The organism is Nocardioides sp. NBC_00850, from assembly GCF_045207335.1.
Classification (GTDB): Bacteria; Actinomycetota; Actinomycetes; order Propionibacteriales; family Nocardioidaceae; genus Nocardioides.
In genome coordinates, this window is the sequence record NZ_CP108845.1 from 348,764 (window position 1) to 365,815 (window position 17,052).

15 protein-coding genes are annotated in these 17,052 nt (G+C 70.5%); 7 read left to right on the plus strand and 8 right to left on the minus strand.

Features of this window, described 5'->3' with window-relative positions:
* Positions 1-166 precede the first annotated feature (166 nt).
* From uraD (OH802_RS01695) to OH802_RS01715, 5 genes are read left to right on the plus strand one after another with little or no spacing between them, the layout of a single operon-like run.
* The gene (uraD, locus tag OH802_RS01695) at positions 167-2,122 is read left to right on the plus strand and encodes a 2-oxo-4-hydroxy-4-carboxy-5-ureidoimidazoline decarboxylase (RefSeq protein WP_406024521.1); all 1,956 of its coding nucleotides are present in this window, start codon (positions 167-169) and stop codon (positions 2,120-2,122) included.
* On the plus strand, positions 2,119-3,597 hold the full coding sequence (locus tag OH802_RS01700; protein WP_406024523.1) for a xanthine dehydrogenase small subunit: 1,479 nt from the start codon (positions 2,119-2,121) through the stop codon (positions 3,595-3,597). The genes uraD (OH802_RS01695) and OH802_RS01700 overlap by 4 nt, the downstream gene beginning before the upstream one ends.
* The gene (gene xdhB / locus OH802_RS01705; RefSeq protein ID WP_406024525.1) at positions 3,594-5,978 is read left to right on the plus strand and encodes a xanthine dehydrogenase molybdopterin binding subunit; all 2,385 of its coding nucleotides are present in this window, start codon (positions 3,594-3,596) and stop codon (positions 5,976-5,978) included. The genes OH802_RS01700 and xdhB overlap by 4 nt, the downstream gene beginning before the upstream one ends.
* A gap of 4 nt (positions 5,979-5,982) precedes the next feature.
* Positions 5,983-6,810 carry a xanthine dehydrogenase accessory protein XdhC gene (gene xdhC, locus OH802_RS01710; RefSeq protein WP_406024527.1) on the plus strand — a complete coding sequence of 276 codons (828 nt, stop codon included), beginning with the start codon at positions 5,983-5,985 and terminating at the stop codon, positions 6,808-6,810.
* A gap of 8 nt (positions 6,811-6,818) precedes the next feature.
* The gene (locus OH802_RS01715) at positions 6,819-8,120 is read left to right on the plus strand and encodes a guanine deaminase (protein ID WP_406024529.1); all 1,302 of its coding nucleotides are present in this window, start codon (positions 6,819-6,821) and stop codon (positions 8,118-8,120) included.
* A 76-nt stretch (positions 8,121-8,196) separates the two neighbouring features.
* On the opposite strand, the gene OH802_RS01720 is transcribed toward OH802_RS01715, so the two are convergent.
* The 7 genes from OH802_RS01720 to aceB form a co-directional block, all read right to left on the minus strand.
* Entirely contained in the window at positions 8,197-9,609 is a 1,413-nt protein-coding gene (locus OH802_RS01720; protein WP_406024531.1) for a nucleobase:cation symporter-2 family protein, read from the minus strand.
* A gap of 9 nt (positions 9,610-9,618) precedes the next feature.
* Positions 9,619-10,539 carry a factor-independent urate hydroxylase gene (pucL, locus tag OH802_RS01725; RefSeq protein WP_406024533.1) on the minus strand — a complete coding sequence of 307 codons (921 nt, stop codon included), beginning with the start codon at positions 10,537-10,539 and terminating at the stop codon, positions 9,619-9,621.
* Position 10,540: 1 nt separating this feature from the next.
* Complete coding sequence (uraH, locus tag OH802_RS01730) at positions 10,541-10,873, minus strand: hydroxyisourate hydrolase (protein WP_406024535.1); 333 nt, start codon at positions 10,871-10,873, stop codon at positions 10,541-10,543.
* Positions 10,870-11,376 carry a 2-oxo-4-hydroxy-4-carboxy-5-ureidoimidazoline decarboxylase gene (gene uraD / locus OH802_RS01735; protein WP_406024537.1) on the minus strand — a complete coding sequence of 169 codons (507 nt, stop codon included), beginning with the start codon at positions 11,374-11,376 and terminating at the stop codon, positions 10,870-10,872. The genes uraH and uraD (OH802_RS01735) overlap by 4 nt, the downstream gene beginning before the upstream one ends.
* A 100-nt stretch (positions 11,377-11,476) precedes the next feature.
* Positions 11,477-11,944, minus strand: a complete 468-nt coding sequence (locus OH802_RS01740) for a helix-turn-helix domain-containing protein (protein ID WP_406024539.1) — start codon at positions 11,942-11,944, stop codon at positions 11,477-11,479.
* 41 nt (positions 11,945-11,985) lie between these two features.
* Positions 11,986-13,242 (minus strand): DUF6986 family protein, encoded by a 1,257-nt coding sequence (locus OH802_RS01745; RefSeq protein ID WP_406024541.1) that lies wholly within the window; start codon positions 13,240-13,242, stop codon positions 11,986-11,988.
* Positions 13,239-14,840 carry a malate synthase A gene (gene aceB, locus OH802_RS01750; protein WP_406024543.1) on the minus strand — a complete coding sequence of 534 codons (1,602 nt, stop codon included), beginning with the start codon at positions 14,838-14,840 and terminating at the stop codon, positions 13,239-13,241. Before aceB ends, OH802_RS01745 begins: the two co-directional genes overlap by 4 nt.
* A gap of 164 nt (positions 14,841-15,004) precedes the next feature.
* On the opposite strand from aceB, the gene OH802_RS01755 reads away from it, so the two are divergent.
* Positions 15,005-15,772 (plus strand): IclR family transcriptional regulator, encoded by a 768-nt coding sequence (locus tag OH802_RS01755; RefSeq protein ID WP_160025653.1) that lies wholly within the window; start codon positions 15,005-15,007, stop codon positions 15,770-15,772.
* 13 nt (positions 15,773-15,785) lie between these two features.
* On the opposite strand, the gene OH802_RS01760 is transcribed toward OH802_RS01755, so the two are convergent.
* The gene (locus OH802_RS01760) at positions 15,786-16,160 is read right to left on the minus strand and encodes a VOC family protein (protein ID WP_406024545.1); all 375 of its coding nucleotides are present in this window, start codon (positions 16,158-16,160) and stop codon (positions 15,786-15,788) included.
* 121 nt (positions 16,161-16,281) lie between these two features.
* On the opposite strand from OH802_RS01760, the gene OH802_RS01765 reads away from it, so the two are divergent.
* Positions 16,282-17,052, plus strand: coding sequence for a carbonic anhydrase family protein (locus OH802_RS01765; protein WP_406024547.1), 771 nt, complete (start codon positions 16,282-16,284; stop codon positions 17,050-17,052).

Consider the following 17,052-nt stretch of genomic DNA (forward strand, 5'->3'; position numbering starts at 1 on the left):
CCGAAACAGGCGGTACGTCATTCTGGAGCATCACACAAAGCCCGTATCCGCGGTGACCTCATCTTCGGATGATCGGCGGGTGCCGCTCGGGGCCCCGACAGACCAGGCTGTGGGGTAAGTCACAGCTCACCTGCCCACCGAGGGCGCCCCCGAGAAAGGTGTGAGGATGAACGCGAGAGCAGCCCTGAGGTCGATACGGCCCCAGAAGAAGGACGGTGGCCGCCCCATTCACCCCGTCGACGAGGTGCTCCCGGCGGGCAAGCTCGCCGTCTACGGCCTCCAGCACGTGCTCGCGTTCTACGCCGGGGCGGTGATCGTCCCGATCCTGCTCGCCAACTCCATCGGGTTGAGTCAGCAGGAGCTGATCCACCTGATCAACGCCGACCTGTTCACCTGCGGCATCGCCTCGATCATCCAGTCGGTCGGCTTCTGGAAGGTCGGCGTACGCCTGCCGCTGCTGCAGGGCGTCACCTTCACCGCAGTCTCGCCGATGATCGCGATCGGGCTCGCGGCGGGCGGCGGCACCGACGGGCTGCTCGTCATCTACGGCGCCGTGATCGTCGCCGGCCTGGCGACCTTCTTCATCGCCCCCTACTTCAGCCGGCTGATCCGGTTCTTCCCGCCGGTCGTGACCGGCTCGGTGATCACCATCATCGGCATCGCGCTGCTCCCCGTGGCCGCCGCGGACGCGACCGGTGGCGCCGGCCCAACCTCGGACCCGACCAGCGGCCGCAACCTGGCGTACGCCCTGGGCACGCTGGCCCTGATCGTGGTCATCCAGCGGGTGTTCAAGGGCTTCATGGCCACCGTCGCCGTGCTCGTCGGCCTGGTCGTCGGCACCCTGGTCGCCTGGGCCCTCGGGGACGCCCACTTCGACGCCGTGGCCTCCTCCGACTGGGTCGGGGTGACCACCCCGTTCCACTTCGGCTGGCCACAGTTCTCCGCCGCCGCGATCGTGTCGATGATCGTCGTCATGCTGATCACCGCCGTCGAGACCACCGGTGACGTCTTCGCCACCGGCGAGATCGTCGAGAAGCGGATCGGACGCAGAGACATCGCCCGCGCCCTGCGCGCCGACGGCCTGGCCACCACCATCGGCGGCGTCTTCAACTCCTTCCCCTACACCTGCTTCGCCGAGAACGTCGGCCTCGTCCGGCTGACCCGGGTCAAGAGCCGCTGGGTCGTCGCCACGGCCGGCCTGATCATGGTGTTCATCGGGCTCCTCCCGAAGGTCGGCGCGATCGTCGCCGGCATCCCGCACCCGGTCCTCGGCGGCGCCGCCCTGGCGATGTTCGCGACAGTCGCGGTCGTCGGCTTCCAGACGCTCAGCAAGGTCGACTTCCACGACCACCGCAACGTGGTCATCGTGGCGACCAGCGTCGGCCTGGCGATGTACGTCACCGCGCAGCCCGAGGTCGCCCAGGCCGTCCCGGACTGGGCCGAGATCATCTTCGGCAGCGGCATCACCCTCGGCAGCCTCACCGCCATCCTGCTCAACATCCTGTTCCACCACGTCGGTCCGGACTACGGCCCCGCCGTCGCCGGCCAGCCGGGCGAGGGCGTCCGGCTCGACCAGGTCAACCAGATGGGACGTACGGAGTTCGTGGAGACGTTCGACGGGCTCTTCCAGGGGCCGCGGTGGATGGTGGAGCGGGCCTGGGAACAGCGTCCGTTCGCCGACACGCACGCCCTGCGTCGCGCCTTCCAGGACGCCCTCTTCAGCGGCTCCGTCGAGGAGCAGCGCGAGCTGATCGAGGCCTACCCCGAGCTCGGCTCGCGTCTGGTCTCCGACGGGATGGTCGGCGAGGAGTCGCTGCGCGACCAGTCCTCGCGCGGCCTGACCCACCTGGCCGAGCCGGACCAGGAGACACTGGCCTCGCTCACCGACGCCTACCACGAGCGGTTCGGCTTCCCGCTGGTCATCTCCGTACGCGACTCCGACTCGCTCGACCGGATCCTCGCTGAGGGCCGGTCGCGGCTCGGCAACTGCGAACGGCAGGAGCACGCCGCCGCGCTGATCGAGATCGCCAAGATCGCCGGCCACCGCTTCGACGACTTCCTGCGCGACGCCAACCCGATCCACAGCGCCCGCACCCGCAACCCGATCCGGAGCCAGCCATGACCACACCCAGCGCCCCCGGTGTCCCCTGTGTCACGGTCAACGGGGACCAGGTGCCCCTGACCGGGGTCGCCACCCACACCACCGCCCTCGACTGGCTGCGCGGCCGCGGCCTCACCGGCGCCAAGGAGGGCTGCGCCGAGGGCGAGTGCGGCGCCTGCTCGGTGCTGGTCGCCCGGCCCGGCACCGACACCGCGACCGAGTGGACCGCCGTCAACGCCTGCCTGGTCCCGGTCGCCGCGCTCGACGGCCAGGAGCTGGTCACCAGCGAGGGCCTCGGCACCAGCAGCGATCTCCACCCGGTCCAGCAGGAGCTCGCCGTACGCGGCGGGTCGCAGTGCGGCTACTGCACCCCCGGGTTCGTCTGCAGCCTGGCCGCGGAGTTCTACCGCCCCGGACGTTCCGCCGACGCCGAGGCCGAGCCCTGCGATCACGAGCACGGCCAGAACGGCGTCGACCTGCACGCCCTGAGCGGCAACCTGTGCCGCTGCACCGGCTACCGCCCGATCCGCGACGCGGCGTACGCCCTGGGAGCACCTTCCGAGGACGACGCCCTCGCGGCCCGTCGCCAGGCACCGCCGCCCGCCCCGCGCCCGACCCGGGTCGCCGTCGACGGCGCCGAGTTCGTCCGCCCCGCGACCCTCGCCGAGACCCTCACGCTGCTCAGCGAGCGGCCGGAGGCGCAGGTCGTGGCCGGTTCGACCGACTGGGGCGTGGAGGTCAACATCCGCGGCCGCCGCGCGCCGCTGGTCGTGGCGGTGGACCGGCTGCCCGAGCTCCGCTCGCTCACAGTCGGCGACGACACCATCGAGATCGGCGCCGCGCTCACCCTGACCGAGATCGAGCGTCGCCTCGACGGTCGGGTCCCGCTCCTGGCCGAGCTCTTCCCGCAGTTCGCCTCGCGCCTGATCCGCAACGGCGCGACGATCGGCGGCAACATCGGCACCGCCTCTCCCATCGGCGACGCCCCGCCGGCACTGCTCGCGCTCGACGCCGACGTCGTCCTGGCCTCGCCGCGCGGTGAACGGGTCGTACCGCTGGCCGACTACTTCACCGGCTACCGCGAGACGGTCCTGGCGGCTGACGAGCTGATCCGCAGCGTACGGCTCCCGCTGCCGCTGGCCCCGCTCGTCGGCTTCCACAAGATCGCCAAGCGCCGCTTCGACGACATCTCCAGCGTGGCCGTGGGCTACGCGCTCGAGATCGCCGACGGCACCGTGGCCCGCGCCCGGATCGGCCTGGGCGGCGTCGCGGCCACCCCGCTGCGCGCCGTCGCCACTGAGGACGCCCTGGTCGGCCGGCCCTGGACCGAGGAGACCGTACGCCGCGCCGCGGCCGTCCTCGCCGGTGAGGGCACACCGATGGACGACCACCGCGCCAGTGCGTCCTATCGCTCGGCGATGCTGGGCCAGTCCCTGCTGCGCCTGTTCCACACCCACCCCGAGACCCACACCGACCGTCAGGAGGTGCCGGCATGAGCGCCCTGTCCGAACGCCCCGAGAACCCGATCGTCGGGATCCCGCTGCCCCACGAGAGCGCCGCGCTGCATGTCACCGGCGAGGCGCTCTACACCGACGACCTGGTCGGCCGGATCGCCGGCACGCTGCACGCCTGGCCGGTCCAGGCCCCACACACGCACGCCCTGGTCACCGCGCTTCGCACCGAACCGGCCTACGCGGTCCCGGGCGTCGTTCGCGTGCTCACCGCCGACGACGTACCCGGCATCAACGACGCGGGCGTCAAGCACGACGAGCCCCTTTTCCCGACCGAGGTGATGTTCCACGGCCACGCGGTCTGCTGGGTGCTCGGCGAGACCCAGGAGACCGCCCGGCTGGGCGCGGCCGCGGTCGAGGTCGACTACGAGCCGCTGCCCTCGCTGGTCACCGTGCCGGAGGCGATCGCGGCGGAGAGCTTCCAAGGCACCCCGCGCCACCTCGAGCGCGGCGACGTCACGGCGGCTCTCGAGAACGCCGCCCATGTCTTCGAGGGCGAGTTCGAGTTCGCCGGCCAGGAGCACTTCTATCTGGAGACCCACGTCTCCCTCGCCCTGGTCGACGAGGGTGGCCAGGTGCTGGTGCACAGCAGCACCCAGCACCCCTCCGAGACGCAGGAGATCGTCGCCCACGTGCTCGGCGTCCCGAGCCACGAGGTCACCGTCCAGTGCCTGCGGATGGGCGGCGCGTTCGGCGGCAAGGAGATGCAGCCGCACGGCTACGCGGCCATCGCCGCGCTCGGCGCCACCCTGACCGGGCGTCCGGTGCGGCTGCGCCTCAACCGCACCCAGGACATCACCATGTCCGGCAAGCGCCACGGCTTCCACAGCACCTGGCGCGTCGGCTTCGATGACGAGGGCCACATCCTCGGCCTCGAGGCCACCCTCACCGCCGACGGCGGCTGGAGCCTCGACCTCTCCGAGCCGGTGCTGGCCCGCGCGCTGTGCCACATCGACAACGCCTACTGGGTGCCCGACATCCGCGTCGACGGCCGGGTCGCCCGCACCAACAAGACCTCGCAGACCGCCTTCCGCGGCTTCGGCGGACCGCAGGGCATGCTCGTCATGGAGGACCTGCTCGGCCGGTGCGCACCGCTGCTCGGCATCGACCCGCTCGAGCTGCGCCGCCGCAACTTCTACCAGCAGGACCAGACCACGCCTTACGGTCAACCGGTGAGGCAGGCCGACCGGCTGGCGGCCTGCTGGGACCAGGTCGCCTCGTCCGGCGAGGTCGCGCGGAGGCGCGCGGAGATCGCGGAGTTCAACCGCGTACATCCGCACACCAAGCGGGGCCTGGCGATGACGCCGGTGAAGTTCGGCATCTCGTTCAACCTCACCGCCTTCAACCAGGCCGGCGCCCTCGTGCACGTCTACAAGGACGGCTCGGTGCTGATCAACCACGGCGGCACCGAGATGGGCCAGGGCCTGCACACCAAGATGCTCCAGGTGTCCGCCACCGCGCTCGGCCTGCCCCTGTCCCGCGTACGCCTCGCCCCCACCCGCACCGACAAGGTGCCCAACACCTCGGCGACCGCGGCCAGCTCCGGCGCCGACCTCAACGGGGCCGCGATCAAGAACGCCTGCGAGCAGATCCGCGAGCGGCTCGCCCAGGTCGCCGGCGGCCGTCTCGGGATCAGCCCCAGCGACGTACGTTTCGACGACGGCGTCGTCCACGGTCTCTCCCCCGCCTCCGGCGAGATCGGCTGGAACGAGCTGGTCAACGTCGCCTACCACCAGCGGGTGCAGCTGTGGGCGGCCGGCTTCTACCGCACCGAGGGCCTGCACTGGGACCCCAACGTGATGCAGGGCGAGCCGTTCAAGTACTTCGCCAACGGGGTGGCCGCGTCCGAGGTCGAGGTCGACGGCTTCACCGGTGCCTACACGCTGCGGCGCGTCGACATCGTCCACGACGTCGGCGACAGCCTGAGCCCGCTGATCGACATCGGTCAGATCGAGGGCGGCTTCGTGCAGGGCGCCGGCTGGCTGACCCTGGAGGACCTGCGCTGGGACACCTCCGACGGGCCCAACCGGGGCCGGCTGGCGACGCAGGCGGCGAGCACCTACAAGCTGCCGAGCTTCTCCGAGATGCCCGAGGACTTCCGGGTGAAGCTGCTCGAGAAGGCCCACGAGGAGGGTGCCGTCTACGGTTCCAAGGCCGTCGGGGAGCCTCCGCTGATGCTCGCCTTCTCCGTACGCGAGGCGCTGCGCGAGGCGGCCGCCGCCTTCGGCCCGGCCGGCATCAGCGTCGACCTGGCCTCCCCGGCGACGCCGGAGGCGGTCTACTGGGCCCTCGACAAGGCACGTACGCCGCACGCCCCCGCACCCAGCGACGCCGGTGCCGAGCCGGCCCTGGTGAGCGGGAGGTGACGACATGGAGTGGCTGAAAGCCGTCCAGCGGCTGCGCGAGCAGCGGGTCCCCGGCGTACTCGTGACCCTGACGTCCGTGCGCGGTCATTCGCCGCGCGAGGCCGGGGCGAAGATGGTCGTCTCGGGCGACCGCACCTGGGCCACCGTCGGTGGCGGCAACCTCGAGGCGGTCGCGATCGAGCGCGCTCGGGCGATGCTGGCCGAGGACCGTGCGCTGCCGGAGACCCTGAAGGTGTCGCTCTCCGACAAGGCGCCCTACCAGCACGGCGTCCAGTGCTGTGGTGGCGAGGTCGAGCTGCTGCTCGAGCCGCTGCCCGTCGTACCGTCCGTGGCCATCTTCGGGATGGGCCACGTCGGGCTCGAGTTGGCGCGCATCCTCGCCCGCCACGATCTCGAGCTGCACCTGGTCGACTCCCGCACGGCCCAGCTCGAGCCGGACCAGCTGCGCGGGCTGGACGACGCCGTCGCCGGCATCCACGTCCACCAGGTGCCGGTGCTGCCCGAGCTCGTCATCGGCGAGCTGCCCGAGGGCACCCACGTCCTGGTCATGACCCACGACCACGCCGAGGACGCCGCGCTGTGCGACGCTGCGCTCCGCGCCGGGCATCTGGCGTCGATCGGGCTGATCGGCTCGAGCGCCAAGTGGAGCCGGTTCCGGGCCAAGCTCGCCGACGAGGGCCACGCCCCCGAGGCGATCGCCCGCATCACCACTCCCATCGGACTTCCCGATCTCGGCGGCAAGGAACCGGCCACGATCGCGGTCAGCGTCGCGGCCCGGCTGCTCCAGATCTTCGCGGGCGAACCCGCGTCAACCGAACAACAATCAAGGTGAACCCCACGATGACGCTCTTCCGAGGAACCTTCCTCGACACCCCCGACGACCCCTTCACCGGCGGTCGGCTCCGCGCCGAGCAGGACGGCGCTCTGCTCGTACGCGACGGCGTGATCCGCGCCCGCGGCAGCTACGCCGACCTGCACCGCGAGCACCCCCAGGAGGAGGTCGTCGACCTCTCCGGCGGGTTCGTGCTGCCCGGATTCGTCGACACCCACGTGCACTTCCCGCAGGTACGCGTCATCGGCGGTCTCGGCATGCCGCTGCTCGACTGGCTCGACCAGTGCGCCCTCCCCGAGGAGGCGCGCCTGGCCGACCCGGCCTACGCCGAGGGCGTGGCCAATGACTTCGTACGCGGCCTGGTCGGCGCCGGCACCACCACCGCACTGGTCTTCGGCAGCCACTTCGCGCCCGCGGTCGACACCGTCTTCGCCGAGGCCGCCCGCGTCGGCCTGCGGATCACCAGCGGCCTCGTGGTCAGCGACCGGCTCATCCGCGAGGACCTGTTCACCGACCCGGACCGGGCCCGCGAGGAGTCCCTTGCGCTCGCGGCCCGGTGGCACGGTGTCGGCCGGGCCCGCTACGCCGTGACGCCGCGATTCTCGCTGTCGTGCTCTGACCCGCTGCTGGCGGCCTGCGCCGACGTGCTCCGTGCCGTACCGGGGGCGATGCTGACCTCCCACGTCAACGAGAACACCCGCGAGATCGAGACCGTCGAGGCGCTCTTCGGCTGCGACTACGTGACCTCCTACGACCGGCACGGCCTGGTCGGCCCCGGCACCGTCCTGGCGCACAACGTGCACCCGACCGACCCCGAGCTCGCTCTGTTGGCCGCCCGCGGCGCCGCCGTCGCGCACTGCCCCTCCAGCAACGCCGCCCTCGGCAGCGGCCTCTTCCCGCTGGCCCGCCACCGCGCCCACGGCGTACGCGTCGCGATGGGCTCCGACGTAGGTGCCGGCACCGGATTCTCCCTGCTCAAGGAGGGCCTGAGTGCGTACGTCGCCCAGCAGCTCCTCGGCGAGGCCGGTCACCCATTGACCCCCGCCCACCTCCTCCACCTGGCCACCCGCGCCGGCGCCGAGGCCCTCGGCCTGGGGGCCGCGGTAGGCGACTTCTGCGTCGGCCGCCGCTTCGACGCCCAGTGGATCAAGCCGGCCGCGAGCACACCCCTCGACGTCGGCCTCACCCACGCCACAGACGCCGGTGACGCCCTGGCCAAGATGTTCGCCCTCGGCACCCCCGCCGACGTACGCAGCGTCTGGATCGAGGGCGAGCTCGTCAACGCCCCCGACCCTCACCTCGTGGGCTGACGCAAAACCCGCCGAGTCGGCTCGTCATGACGAGCCGACTCGGCGGGTTTTCAGGTGAGGACGGGCCGACTCGGGCTCACGATCGGTCGATGTCGTCGTCGAGGCGGTCACCGAAGCCCTCACGAGAATCCTGGGAGGCGGCGAAGACCGAGGCGCCGGAGCGGTTGCCGACGGTGATCTCGTTGAACAGCAGGTTGAGCACGACGGCGACCAGGGCGGTGGCGCTGATGCCGGAGTGCATGATGACCCCGAGCCACTCCGGGAAGGCGTCCCAGAAGGTCGGCGCCGCGATCGGGAGGATCCCGACGGCGATCGCCACGGAGACGATCACCATGTTGAGGTTGTCCTCGTAGTCGACGCGCGAGAGCGTACGGATCCCGCTCGCGGCGACCGAGCCGAAGAGCACGATGCCGGCACCGCCGAGCACGGGATACGGGATCGCTGCCACCACCGCTCCGACGACCGGCAGGAGCCCGAGGAGCAGCAGCACGAGTCCACCGGTCGCCACGACGTACCGGCTCCTGATGCCCGTCAAAGCCACCAGCCCGACGTTCTGCGCGAACGCACTGCACGGGAACGTGCCGAACAGCGGGGCGACCGTCGTGGCGGCCATGTCGGCGCGGAGGCCGCGGGCGACGCGCTTGGCGTCCACGTCGGTCTCCACGATCTCGCCGATCGCCAGAATGTCCGCGGTCGTCTCGGTCATGATCACCAGCACCACGATCGTCATCGAGACGATCGCCCCGACCTCGAAGGTCGGAGTCCCGAAGTGCAGCAAAGGCGGGAGCGCGACCAGATCGGCCTTGCCGACCGAGGAGAAGTCGGCCTGGCCGGCGATGGCGGCGATGACGGTCCCGACGACGAGCCCGATGAGGATCGAGAGCCGGGAGATCGCGCCCTGGAACGCCCGGCTGATCACCAGGATGATGAGCAGCGTGAGCCCGGCGTACGCGATGTTCGTCATCGACCCGTAGTCCGGCGCCTCCGCGTCGTTGCCCATCGCCCAGCGGAACGCCACCGGCATCAGCGAGAGACCGATGACCGTGACGATCGTGCCGGTGACGACCGCCGGGAAGAGCCTGACCAGCTGAGCGAAGAACGAGGAGAGCACCAGCCCGATGAGGCCGGCGACGATGATCGCGCCGAAGACCGGGCGCAGCCCGTCCTCGCTGGCGATGGTGACCATCGTCGACACGCTGGCGAACGAGATGCCCTGCACGATCGGTAGCCGGCTGCCGAACGGCCCGAGACCGAGCGTCTGCAGCAGCGTGGCGAGGCCCGACACGAAGAGCCCCGCGGTCACCAGCAGCGCCAGGTCCGTGCCCGACAGGCCCGCGGCACCCCCGACGATGAGCGGCGGCGCGATCACGCCGCCGTACATCGTCAGGATGTGCTGCGTGCCGTAGGCGAGGAGCTGGCCCGGCGGATGCCGCTCGTCCTCAGGTCGGGTCGTGATCGGCGCGGTGGCCTGCCTCCTGCGACCTAACATGGCCGGGCCTCAGCAGAATCCGGGGATGGCGTGCCAGGCGTTGCCGGCATCGGGGGCCTCGTCGCGTACGACCGAGGCTTCGATCAGGCCGTAGGGCCGGTCCGCGGCGAAGAAGACCTCGCCGGGGTTCTCCAGGCCGAAGGGCGAGAGGTCGGAGAGGAAGTGGTGCTTGTTGGGCGCGGAGAACTTGATCTCGGCGACGTCGCCGTGCTGCTCGAGCACCGAGGTGCCCATCCCGTGAAGCGTCTGCTGCAGCGCGAGACTGTGGATCTCCACGAACCGCTGCAGCAGCAGGGCCCGGATGGAGTCGTACGCCTTGTCCCAGTCGACCTCAGTGCCGTCGTACCGCCAGCGGGCGACGAGCGAGGTCGCCAGGATCCGGTCGGTGGTCTCCTGCAGGGTCGTGTATTCGTCCTTGAGGAAGCCGTGGAACTCCGAGCCGGTCGACTTGAGCACGACCAGGTCCTTGATGCCGGACACCACATGGGCGACCCGGTCCTCACCGCGGCCGTCGACGTTCACCACGGTGGTCCGTACGCCGCCACCCGAGCTGACGAACGAGTGGTCGTGCCCCGCGCCGTCGACCTGGATCCGGTCCCAGGCGTACTCGTCGATCTCGACCCGCGCCCCCTCGGCGGCCGGGCAGGCCTCGAGGTAGCGGTCGGCGAGAGCCAGCGCGAACTCCTCGATCGAGGCGACGCCGATCTCCTTCGCGTAGGCGAAGACGGTGTTCTTCTGGGTGTCGGTCGGCAGTACGTCCTGCTGGTCGCCGCTGGTGTGGGCGTCGTCGAAGCTGCCGCGCAGCGCGGTGGAGACGTTGAGGTCGCGGATCTGGTGGCGAGGCGTGTCGCGGTAGATGCGTACGACGCGGTTCTCGGCCTTGCCGTACTGGTTTGGGCCAAGACGAATGGCACCGTGGCGAATGGGCATGTCAGCTCCCTCTGTAGGTGGAGTAGGCGAACGGGCTCAGCAGAAGTGGCACGTGGTGGTGCCGCCGGTCGGTGACCGCGAAGGTGACGGAGACCTGCGGGTAGAAGCACTCCTGACCGGTCGCCGCGTAGTAGGCGGCGGTGCCGAACCGGAGCTGATAGGTGCCGGGCGGGACCTGATCGGGTCCCAGGTCGGTCACCCGGCCGTCGTCGTCGGTGACGGCGTCGGCGAGGACATGGTCTGACTCGTCGATCCGGCTGAGCCGGACCGGGACACCGGCGGCCGGGCGGCCGAGCGCGGTGTCGAGCACATGGGTGGTGATGGCGCTGGTCATGCGGAGACCTCCGCGGCCAGGACGCGCTCGAGGCGGAGCAGCGCGATCCGGCGCAGCTCGTCGGCGACCACGGCCGCCTCCTCGTCGTGCTCGTGACCGAGCCGGTCGCGGAGGGAGGCGAGGACCTGGTCGGCCGAGAGGCCCGTGGCGCAGATCAGGAAGACCCGGCCGAAGCGCTCCTCGTAGGCCCGGTTGCCCTCGGCGAGAGCTTGGGCCGTGGCCTGGTCGGTGCCGACCGCTGCCTGCTCGTGCCGCGACCAGGCAGCCTCGGCGTGCTCGCCCTCGGCGCGTTCTCCGATCCGGGGGTGGGCGGCCAGCGCCTGGTCGACGTCGGCCGCGGTGAACCGTCGGGCCGCCTCGTCCGCGACCCGGACGACGTCGGCCTCGTCGGCGTACGGGCGCCCGGCCAGGACCGCGGCGACCCAGCTAGGAGCATCGCAGCAGGCCTGCAGCAAGGGCCGTACGACGTCCGCCGGTGAGGTGTTGAAGCTCTGGAGATCCATGAACCGTTCTCTCTCGCTATGCGGAAACTAATTTCCGTACAGCAACAACGATTGCATGTGTCTCTCATCACAGTCAACAGTTTGTTGAAAAGTCTGGGGACTACTCCCGTTCGCGGTTCAGGTAGTTGTAGACCGTGAACCGGGTGACGCCGAGCGCCGCCGCCACGATCTCGGCGCTCTTGCGGTAGTCGAAGGCACCGCGCTCCTCCAGCAGTCGCACGGCGCGCTGCTTCCCCTGGCGGTCCAGAGCTGACAGGTCGCCGCCGAGGCTGTCGGCGACCTCGGCGAGCAGCGCGTCCAACCCGCTGGCCGTACGCCGCGGCGCGCTGTGTCCTTCGACCCGGACCTGGAAGGTGATCTGGTCGGCGCCGTGGTCCAGGCCCGCGGCCACCACCTCGGCCAGCGTGGCCAAGACGGCGTCCCGCTCGCCGCGCACCGACGTGCCCAGCGGCCCGAAGTCACACTCCAGACCGGCCTCGCGGGCGGCCGCGAGCGCCGCCGTCGCATGCTCGGGAGGCTCGCCCTCGCCACGGAACGGTTCGGTGGTGAACTCGGCTTCGACGCGCATGGCGGCAGGCTACCCAGCCTGCCGCCATGCGATCGGGATGCTCAGGCGGTGATCCGCCGACGAGCCAGCTCGGCCAGCTTGGCCTGGTCGATCCCAGCAAGCGTCTCGACCTCGTCGGCCGCGACGGCACCGCACTCCACGCCACGCAGCACGAACGCGGCGAGCGCGGCAGCGGTGGCGGGCTCGTCGAGATAGCTGGAGTCGCCGCCATGGACGTACGCCCGCAACCGAGCCGAGGCGACCTCGAGCCCTTCTCGGAAGAACGCGTAGGTCGCGATGTAGCGGCTGGGGAGCTGGGCCGGATGCAGGTCCCAGCCCTGGTAGATCCCGCGGGCCAGCGACCGGCTCACCAGGCGGGAGTGGAGCCGCCACGCCGCGCGCACCGCATCGGGGTCCCCGACCGGAAGCACGTTGGTCGAGCCGTCCGAGACGAAGACGCCGGTGCCGGCGGCGGCCACCTGCATCACGTCCTTGGCATGGTCGGCGACCGGGTGCTCCATGCTCTGGAAAGCGGCCGCGACCCCGAGCGAGGCGGAATAGTCGTAGGTCCCGTAGTGCAGGCCGGTGACGCGGCCGGCGCCGGCGGCGATCATCCGCGCGATCAGCGCCGTGCCGTCGGAGCCGAGGATCGCCTGCGGCGTCTCGACCTGGATCTCGAACCGAAGACTCTCGGCCGCGATGCCGTGAACCGCCTCGAGCGCGTCCAGCGCGGTGACCATCGCGGTGATCTGTTCGACCGAAGTCACCTTGGGCAGCGTGATGACGAAGCCATCGCCCAGGCCGCCCTCTCGGACGAGCTCGCCCAGGAAGAGGTCGAGCGTACGCAGCCCGCGGTGTCGGGTCAGGGCCTCGAACGACTTGATCCGGATGCCGTGGAACGGCGCCGCGGAGCCGTCACGGACGGTGGCGGCGAGCGCCCGGGCGGCCGCCACCACGGCGCCGTCCTCGTCCTCATCGGGTCGAGCGCCGTAGCCGTCCTCGAAGTCGATCCGCAGGTCCTCGATCGGCTCGGCGGCCAGCTTGGCCGTCACGCGATCGTAGATCTCGTCCGCCAGGCCTGGAGTCAGACCGAACGCCTCGGCGACCTCGGCAGCCGAACCCCCGTGCTCAGCCAGCACCCGCCCGGACTCGGCGGACCACTGAGCGACGGTCTTCTCGTCGTAGCGATCCCCCGGGACGTAGACGGTGTGCACCGGCTGCCGTACGCCACGATCCCCCGGATAGCTGGCGGCCAGTGCCGCATCGGCGCCGGCGAGCGCCCGGTCGAGCCGACCGATCAGATCCTCGAGGTGACTCATGAACCGACCACCTGCTCGTAGGCCGGCAGGGTCAGGAAGTCGACGTAGTCGTCCGCGAGCGCGACCTCCTCGAAGATGGTGCGAGCCTGCTTCAGGTGGTGCTCGATCCCGTCGGCCGCCCCGAGCAGCTTCGTCATCTCCTCGTCCAGGACCCGGCGTACGAGCTCGGCGGTCACCTGGGTCCCGTCGTCGAGCTTCGAGCCGTTGTGCACCCACTGCCAGATCTGCGAGCGGGAGATCTCGACGGTGGCGGCATCCTCCATCAGGTTGTGGATGGCGACGGCGCCGGCACCACGGATCCAGGCGTCGAGGTAGACCAGCGAGACCTCGACGTTGTCGTGCAGCCCGGCGAGGGTGATCGTGGCGCCTGCAGAGGCGACGTCGAGCAGGTCCTCGGCGCGCACCTCGACATCGTCGCGCTGCCGGTCGACCTGGTTCGGCCGGTCACCGAGCGGTCCACTCAAGACGGCGTCGAAGATCTCGCGGCAGATCGGGATCAGGTCGGGGTGGGCCACCCATGAGCCGTCGAAGCCGTCACCGGCCTCGCGCTCCTTGTCCTCACGGACCTTGGCGAAGGCGATGGCGTTGACCTCCTGGTCCCGGCGGCTCGGGATGAAGGCGGCCATGCCGCCGATCGCATGGGCGTTGCGGCGGTGGCAGGTCTTCACCAGCAGCTGGGCGTACGCACGCATGAACGGCGAGGTCATCCCGACCGTCGCCCGGTCGGGCAGCACGAACGAGGGCCCGGCGTCGCGGAAGTACTTGATCAGGCTGAACAGGTAGTCCCACCGGCCCGCGTTCAGCCCCGAGGCGTGGTCGCGCAGCTCGTAGAGGATCTCGTCCATCTCGAACGCGGCCGGGATCGTCTCGATCAGGACGGTCGCGCGCACGGTGCCGTGCGGGATCCCGAGCTCCGCCTGGGCGAACGTGAACACGTCGTTCCACAGCCGCGCCTCGAGGTGACTCTCCATCTTGGGGAGATAGAAGTACGGCCCGCTCCCACGCTCCACGAGCTCGCGGGCGTTGTGGAAGAAGTAGAGCCCGAAGTCGACCAGGGCGCCGACGACCGGCTTACCGTCGACCAGGACGTGGAGGTCGTCGAAGTGCCAGCCGCGCGGGCGCATCACGATCGTGGCCAGCCGCTGGTCCTGCTTCAGCTCGTAGAGCTTGCCCTGCGGGGACATCGCCGAGATCTGCCGCCGCACGGCGTCGTACAGGTTCACCTGGCCGCCGACCACGTTGCTCCAGTGCGGCGTGCTGGCGTCCTCCATGTCGGCCAGCCAGACCCGCGCCCCGGAGTTGAGGGCGTTGATCGTCATCTTCCGGTCCGTCGGACCGGTGATCTCGACGCGGCGGTCCTGGAGGTCCTCGGGCACCGCCGCCACGGTCCAGTCGCCGGCGCGTACGTCGGCCGTCTCGGGCAGGAAGTCGAGCCGGCCGGTGCGGGCGACCTCCTCGCGGCGCACTCGGCGGGCGGCCAGGAGCTCGTCACGGCGGGCACCGAACCGTCGCTGCAGATCCGCGACGAAGTCGAGGGCCTCAGGAGTGAGGATCTCGTCTCCTCGCTCGACGTCGCCACCGGTGATCTGAATGTTCACGAGCTCCACCCTTCCAGGGCTACAGTTTTCCTTTGACTGGATTTCTCTTTCCGCATTGCGGATATTAATCCGGCCAGACAAGGGACGCAACCAGCCGGATTTCCTCTACACGACGCTAGACTTCCGTCATCCGGAAGACAGTACCCATAGATCGGGGAGCTCAGGTGAGCGAGAACGAGAAGGCGCCGAAGGCACGCACCGGGGCCGTGCAGTCGATCGAGCGCGCCTTCGCACTGCTGGAGACGATGGCCGACGCCGGCGGGACCATGGGCCTCTCCCAGCTCGCCGCCGCCTCCGGCCTGCCGCTCCCGACCATCCACCGGCTGGTGCGCACCCTCGTCGACCTGGGCTACCTCCGCCAGGAGGCCAACCGGCAGTACGTCCTCGGCCCCAAGCTGATCCGGCTCGGCGAGAGCTCCTCGCGCATGCTCAGCACCTGGGCCCGCCCGCACCTCACCCGGCTCGTCGACGAGGTCGGCGAGTCGGCCAACCTGGCGATGCTCGACGGCGACCAGATCGTCTACGTCGCCCACACCGAGTCGCGCCAGTCGATGCGTATGTTCACCGAGGTCGGCCGCCGGGTGTCCCCGCACTGCACCGCAGTCGGCAAGGCGATCCTCGCCGACATGGCTCCCGACCAGGTCCGCGACATCCTCCGGCGCACCGACATGGTCCCCTACACCTCCACCACGATCACCTCGCGCGACGACTACCTCGACCAGCTCGAGCAGGTCCGCGAGCGCCGCTACGCCATCGACGAGGGCGAGCAGGAGGCAGGCGTACGCTGCGTCGCCGTTGCCGTCCCCGACTACGCCCCGCGCCTGGCGATGTCGATCAGCGGACCCACCGGCCGGATGAGCGACGAGCTCATCGAGCGCGCCGTCCCGCTGCTCACCGAGGCCGGCAAGCAGCTCGCCGCCGACCTCGCCTGACCTGCGTAGACGGTCAGCCGCCGTACGGCACCGTGATGATCTCGAGGTTGTGCCCGTCGGGGCTCTCCCAGTAGACGCCGCGACCGCCGTCGTTGTGGTTGATCTGGCCTTCCCGCCGGTGGAAGGGGTCGGCCCAGTAGGTGATGCCGCGCTCCTGGATCCGCCCGAAGATCTCGTCGAACTCGGCCTCGGACACCTTGAACGCGTAGTGCTGCGGCCGGAAGTCCTGGTCCTCCACCACGTCGAGGCTGACCTGGTTGGTGAGCTCGACGACCCGGAACGGGCCGAAGACCTGGGCCTCAGGAAGCCCGAGGATCTCGGTCAGATGGGTCGCCATCGTGTCCCGGTCGGAGGCGTGGACGATCGTGTGGTTCAGCTGGACGCTCATCGGATTCTCCTCTCGCGTCATTACGACTCTAGGTCGCTGACCCGACGCTGCCGACCGCAATTCGTGGTACGTATTGCGGTCCACGGGTCACATCGACCCGGTAGATCTCGGGAGATCTGACATGAAGCGCACCACCGTCGGGCTGAACCGTCGCGCACTGCTCCAGGGAGCCGCCGCCATCGCGGGGCTCACCGCTCTGTCCTCCTCAGCGGGCGCATCTGCGACCTCCGCCGGCCCACCGCACCAGAGCCCCATCCGCATCTACCGCGGCGGCACCCAGCAGGCGCACCTGCCCGCCCTGCACGTCCACTATCCCCACGACGCGACCGTCACGATGAAGTACATCCGTGAGGACGCCGACGAGCCCGACGGCTGCACCGTCCGCGGAGACGAGGAGACCGTACGCGCAGAGCTCCCGCCCGGCATCGGCTCGCTCGAGATGGACGGCGTGACGTACGGCCTGGTGCAGTTCCACTGGCACACCCCGAGCGAGCATCTGCTCTCCGCCCGGGACTACCCGATCGAGATGCACTTCGTGCACCAGGACGCCTCCGGCCACACCCTCGTCGTCGGCGTCTGGGTCCGCCCGGGCCGCACCAACCCGACCCTCGGCCGCCTCTACGACCATCTGGTCTCCGAGTGCTCGACCGCCGACCATGTCGGCCACATCGACGTCGGCGCCCTCCTGCCGCGCCGGCACACGTCCTACCGGTACGACGGCTCACTCACGACCGCGCCCTACACCGAGCACGTCCAGTGGGTCATGCTCACCGACCCCATCACGGCCTCACCCCGCCAGATCGAGCGGTTCCGCACCATGTTCCCCACCGGCAACCGCCGCGACGTCCAGGACATCAACGATCGAGTCGTCCTCACCGACCGCGGGCTCTGA

Bases quoted from the DNA above. Each gene is read 5' to 3' on its own strand.
- OH802_RS01760 (WP_406024545.1), bottom strand. From the start codon at position 16,160: ATGAGCGTCCAGCTGAACCACACGATCGTCCACGCCTCCGACCGGGAC.
- uraH (WP_406024535.1), bottom strand. From the start codon at position 10,873: ATGACCAGCGCCATCACCACCCATGTGCTCGACACCGCGCTCGGCCGC.
- OH802_RS01740 (WP_406024539.1), bottom strand. From the start codon at position 11,944: ATGCGCGTCGAAGCCGAGTTCACCACCGAACCGTTCCGTGGCGAGGGC.
- xdhC (WP_406024527.1), top strand. From the start codon at position 5,983: ATGGAGTGGCTGAAAGCCGTCCAGCGGCTGCGCGAGCAGCGGGTCCCC.
- xdhB (WP_406024525.1), top strand. From the start codon at position 3,594: ATGAGCGCCCTGTCCGAACGCCCCGAGAACCCGATCGTCGGGATCCCG.
- OH802_RS01715 (WP_406024529.1), top strand. From the start codon at position 6,819: ATGACGCTCTTCCGAGGAACCTTCCTCGACACCCCCGACGACCCCTTC.
- OH802_RS01765 (WP_406024547.1), top strand. From the start codon at position 16,282: ATGAAGCGCACCACCGTCGGGCTGAACCGTCGCGCACTGCTCCAGGGA.
- uraD (WP_406024537.1), bottom strand. From the start codon at position 11,376: ATGGATCTCCAGAGCTTCAACACCTCACCGGCGGACGTCGTACGGCCC.
- OH802_RS01745 (WP_406024541.1), bottom strand. From the start codon at position 13,242: ATGAGTCACCTCGAGGATCTGATCGGTCGGCTCGACCGGGCGCTCGCC.
- OH802_RS01720 (WP_406024531.1), bottom strand. From the start codon at position 9,609: ATGTTAGGTCGCAGGAGGCAGGCCACCGCGCCGATCACGACCCGACCT.
- OH802_RS01700 (WP_406024523.1), top strand. From the start codon at position 2,119: ATGACCACACCCAGCGCCCCCGGTGTCCCCTGTGTCACGGTCAACGGG.
- pucL (WP_406024533.1), bottom strand. From the start codon at position 10,539: ATGCCCATTCGCCACGGTGCCATTCGTCTTGGCCCAAACCAGTACGGC.
- uraD (WP_406024521.1), top strand. From the start codon at position 167: ATGAACGCGAGAGCAGCCCTGAGGTCGATACGGCCCCAGAAGAAGGAC.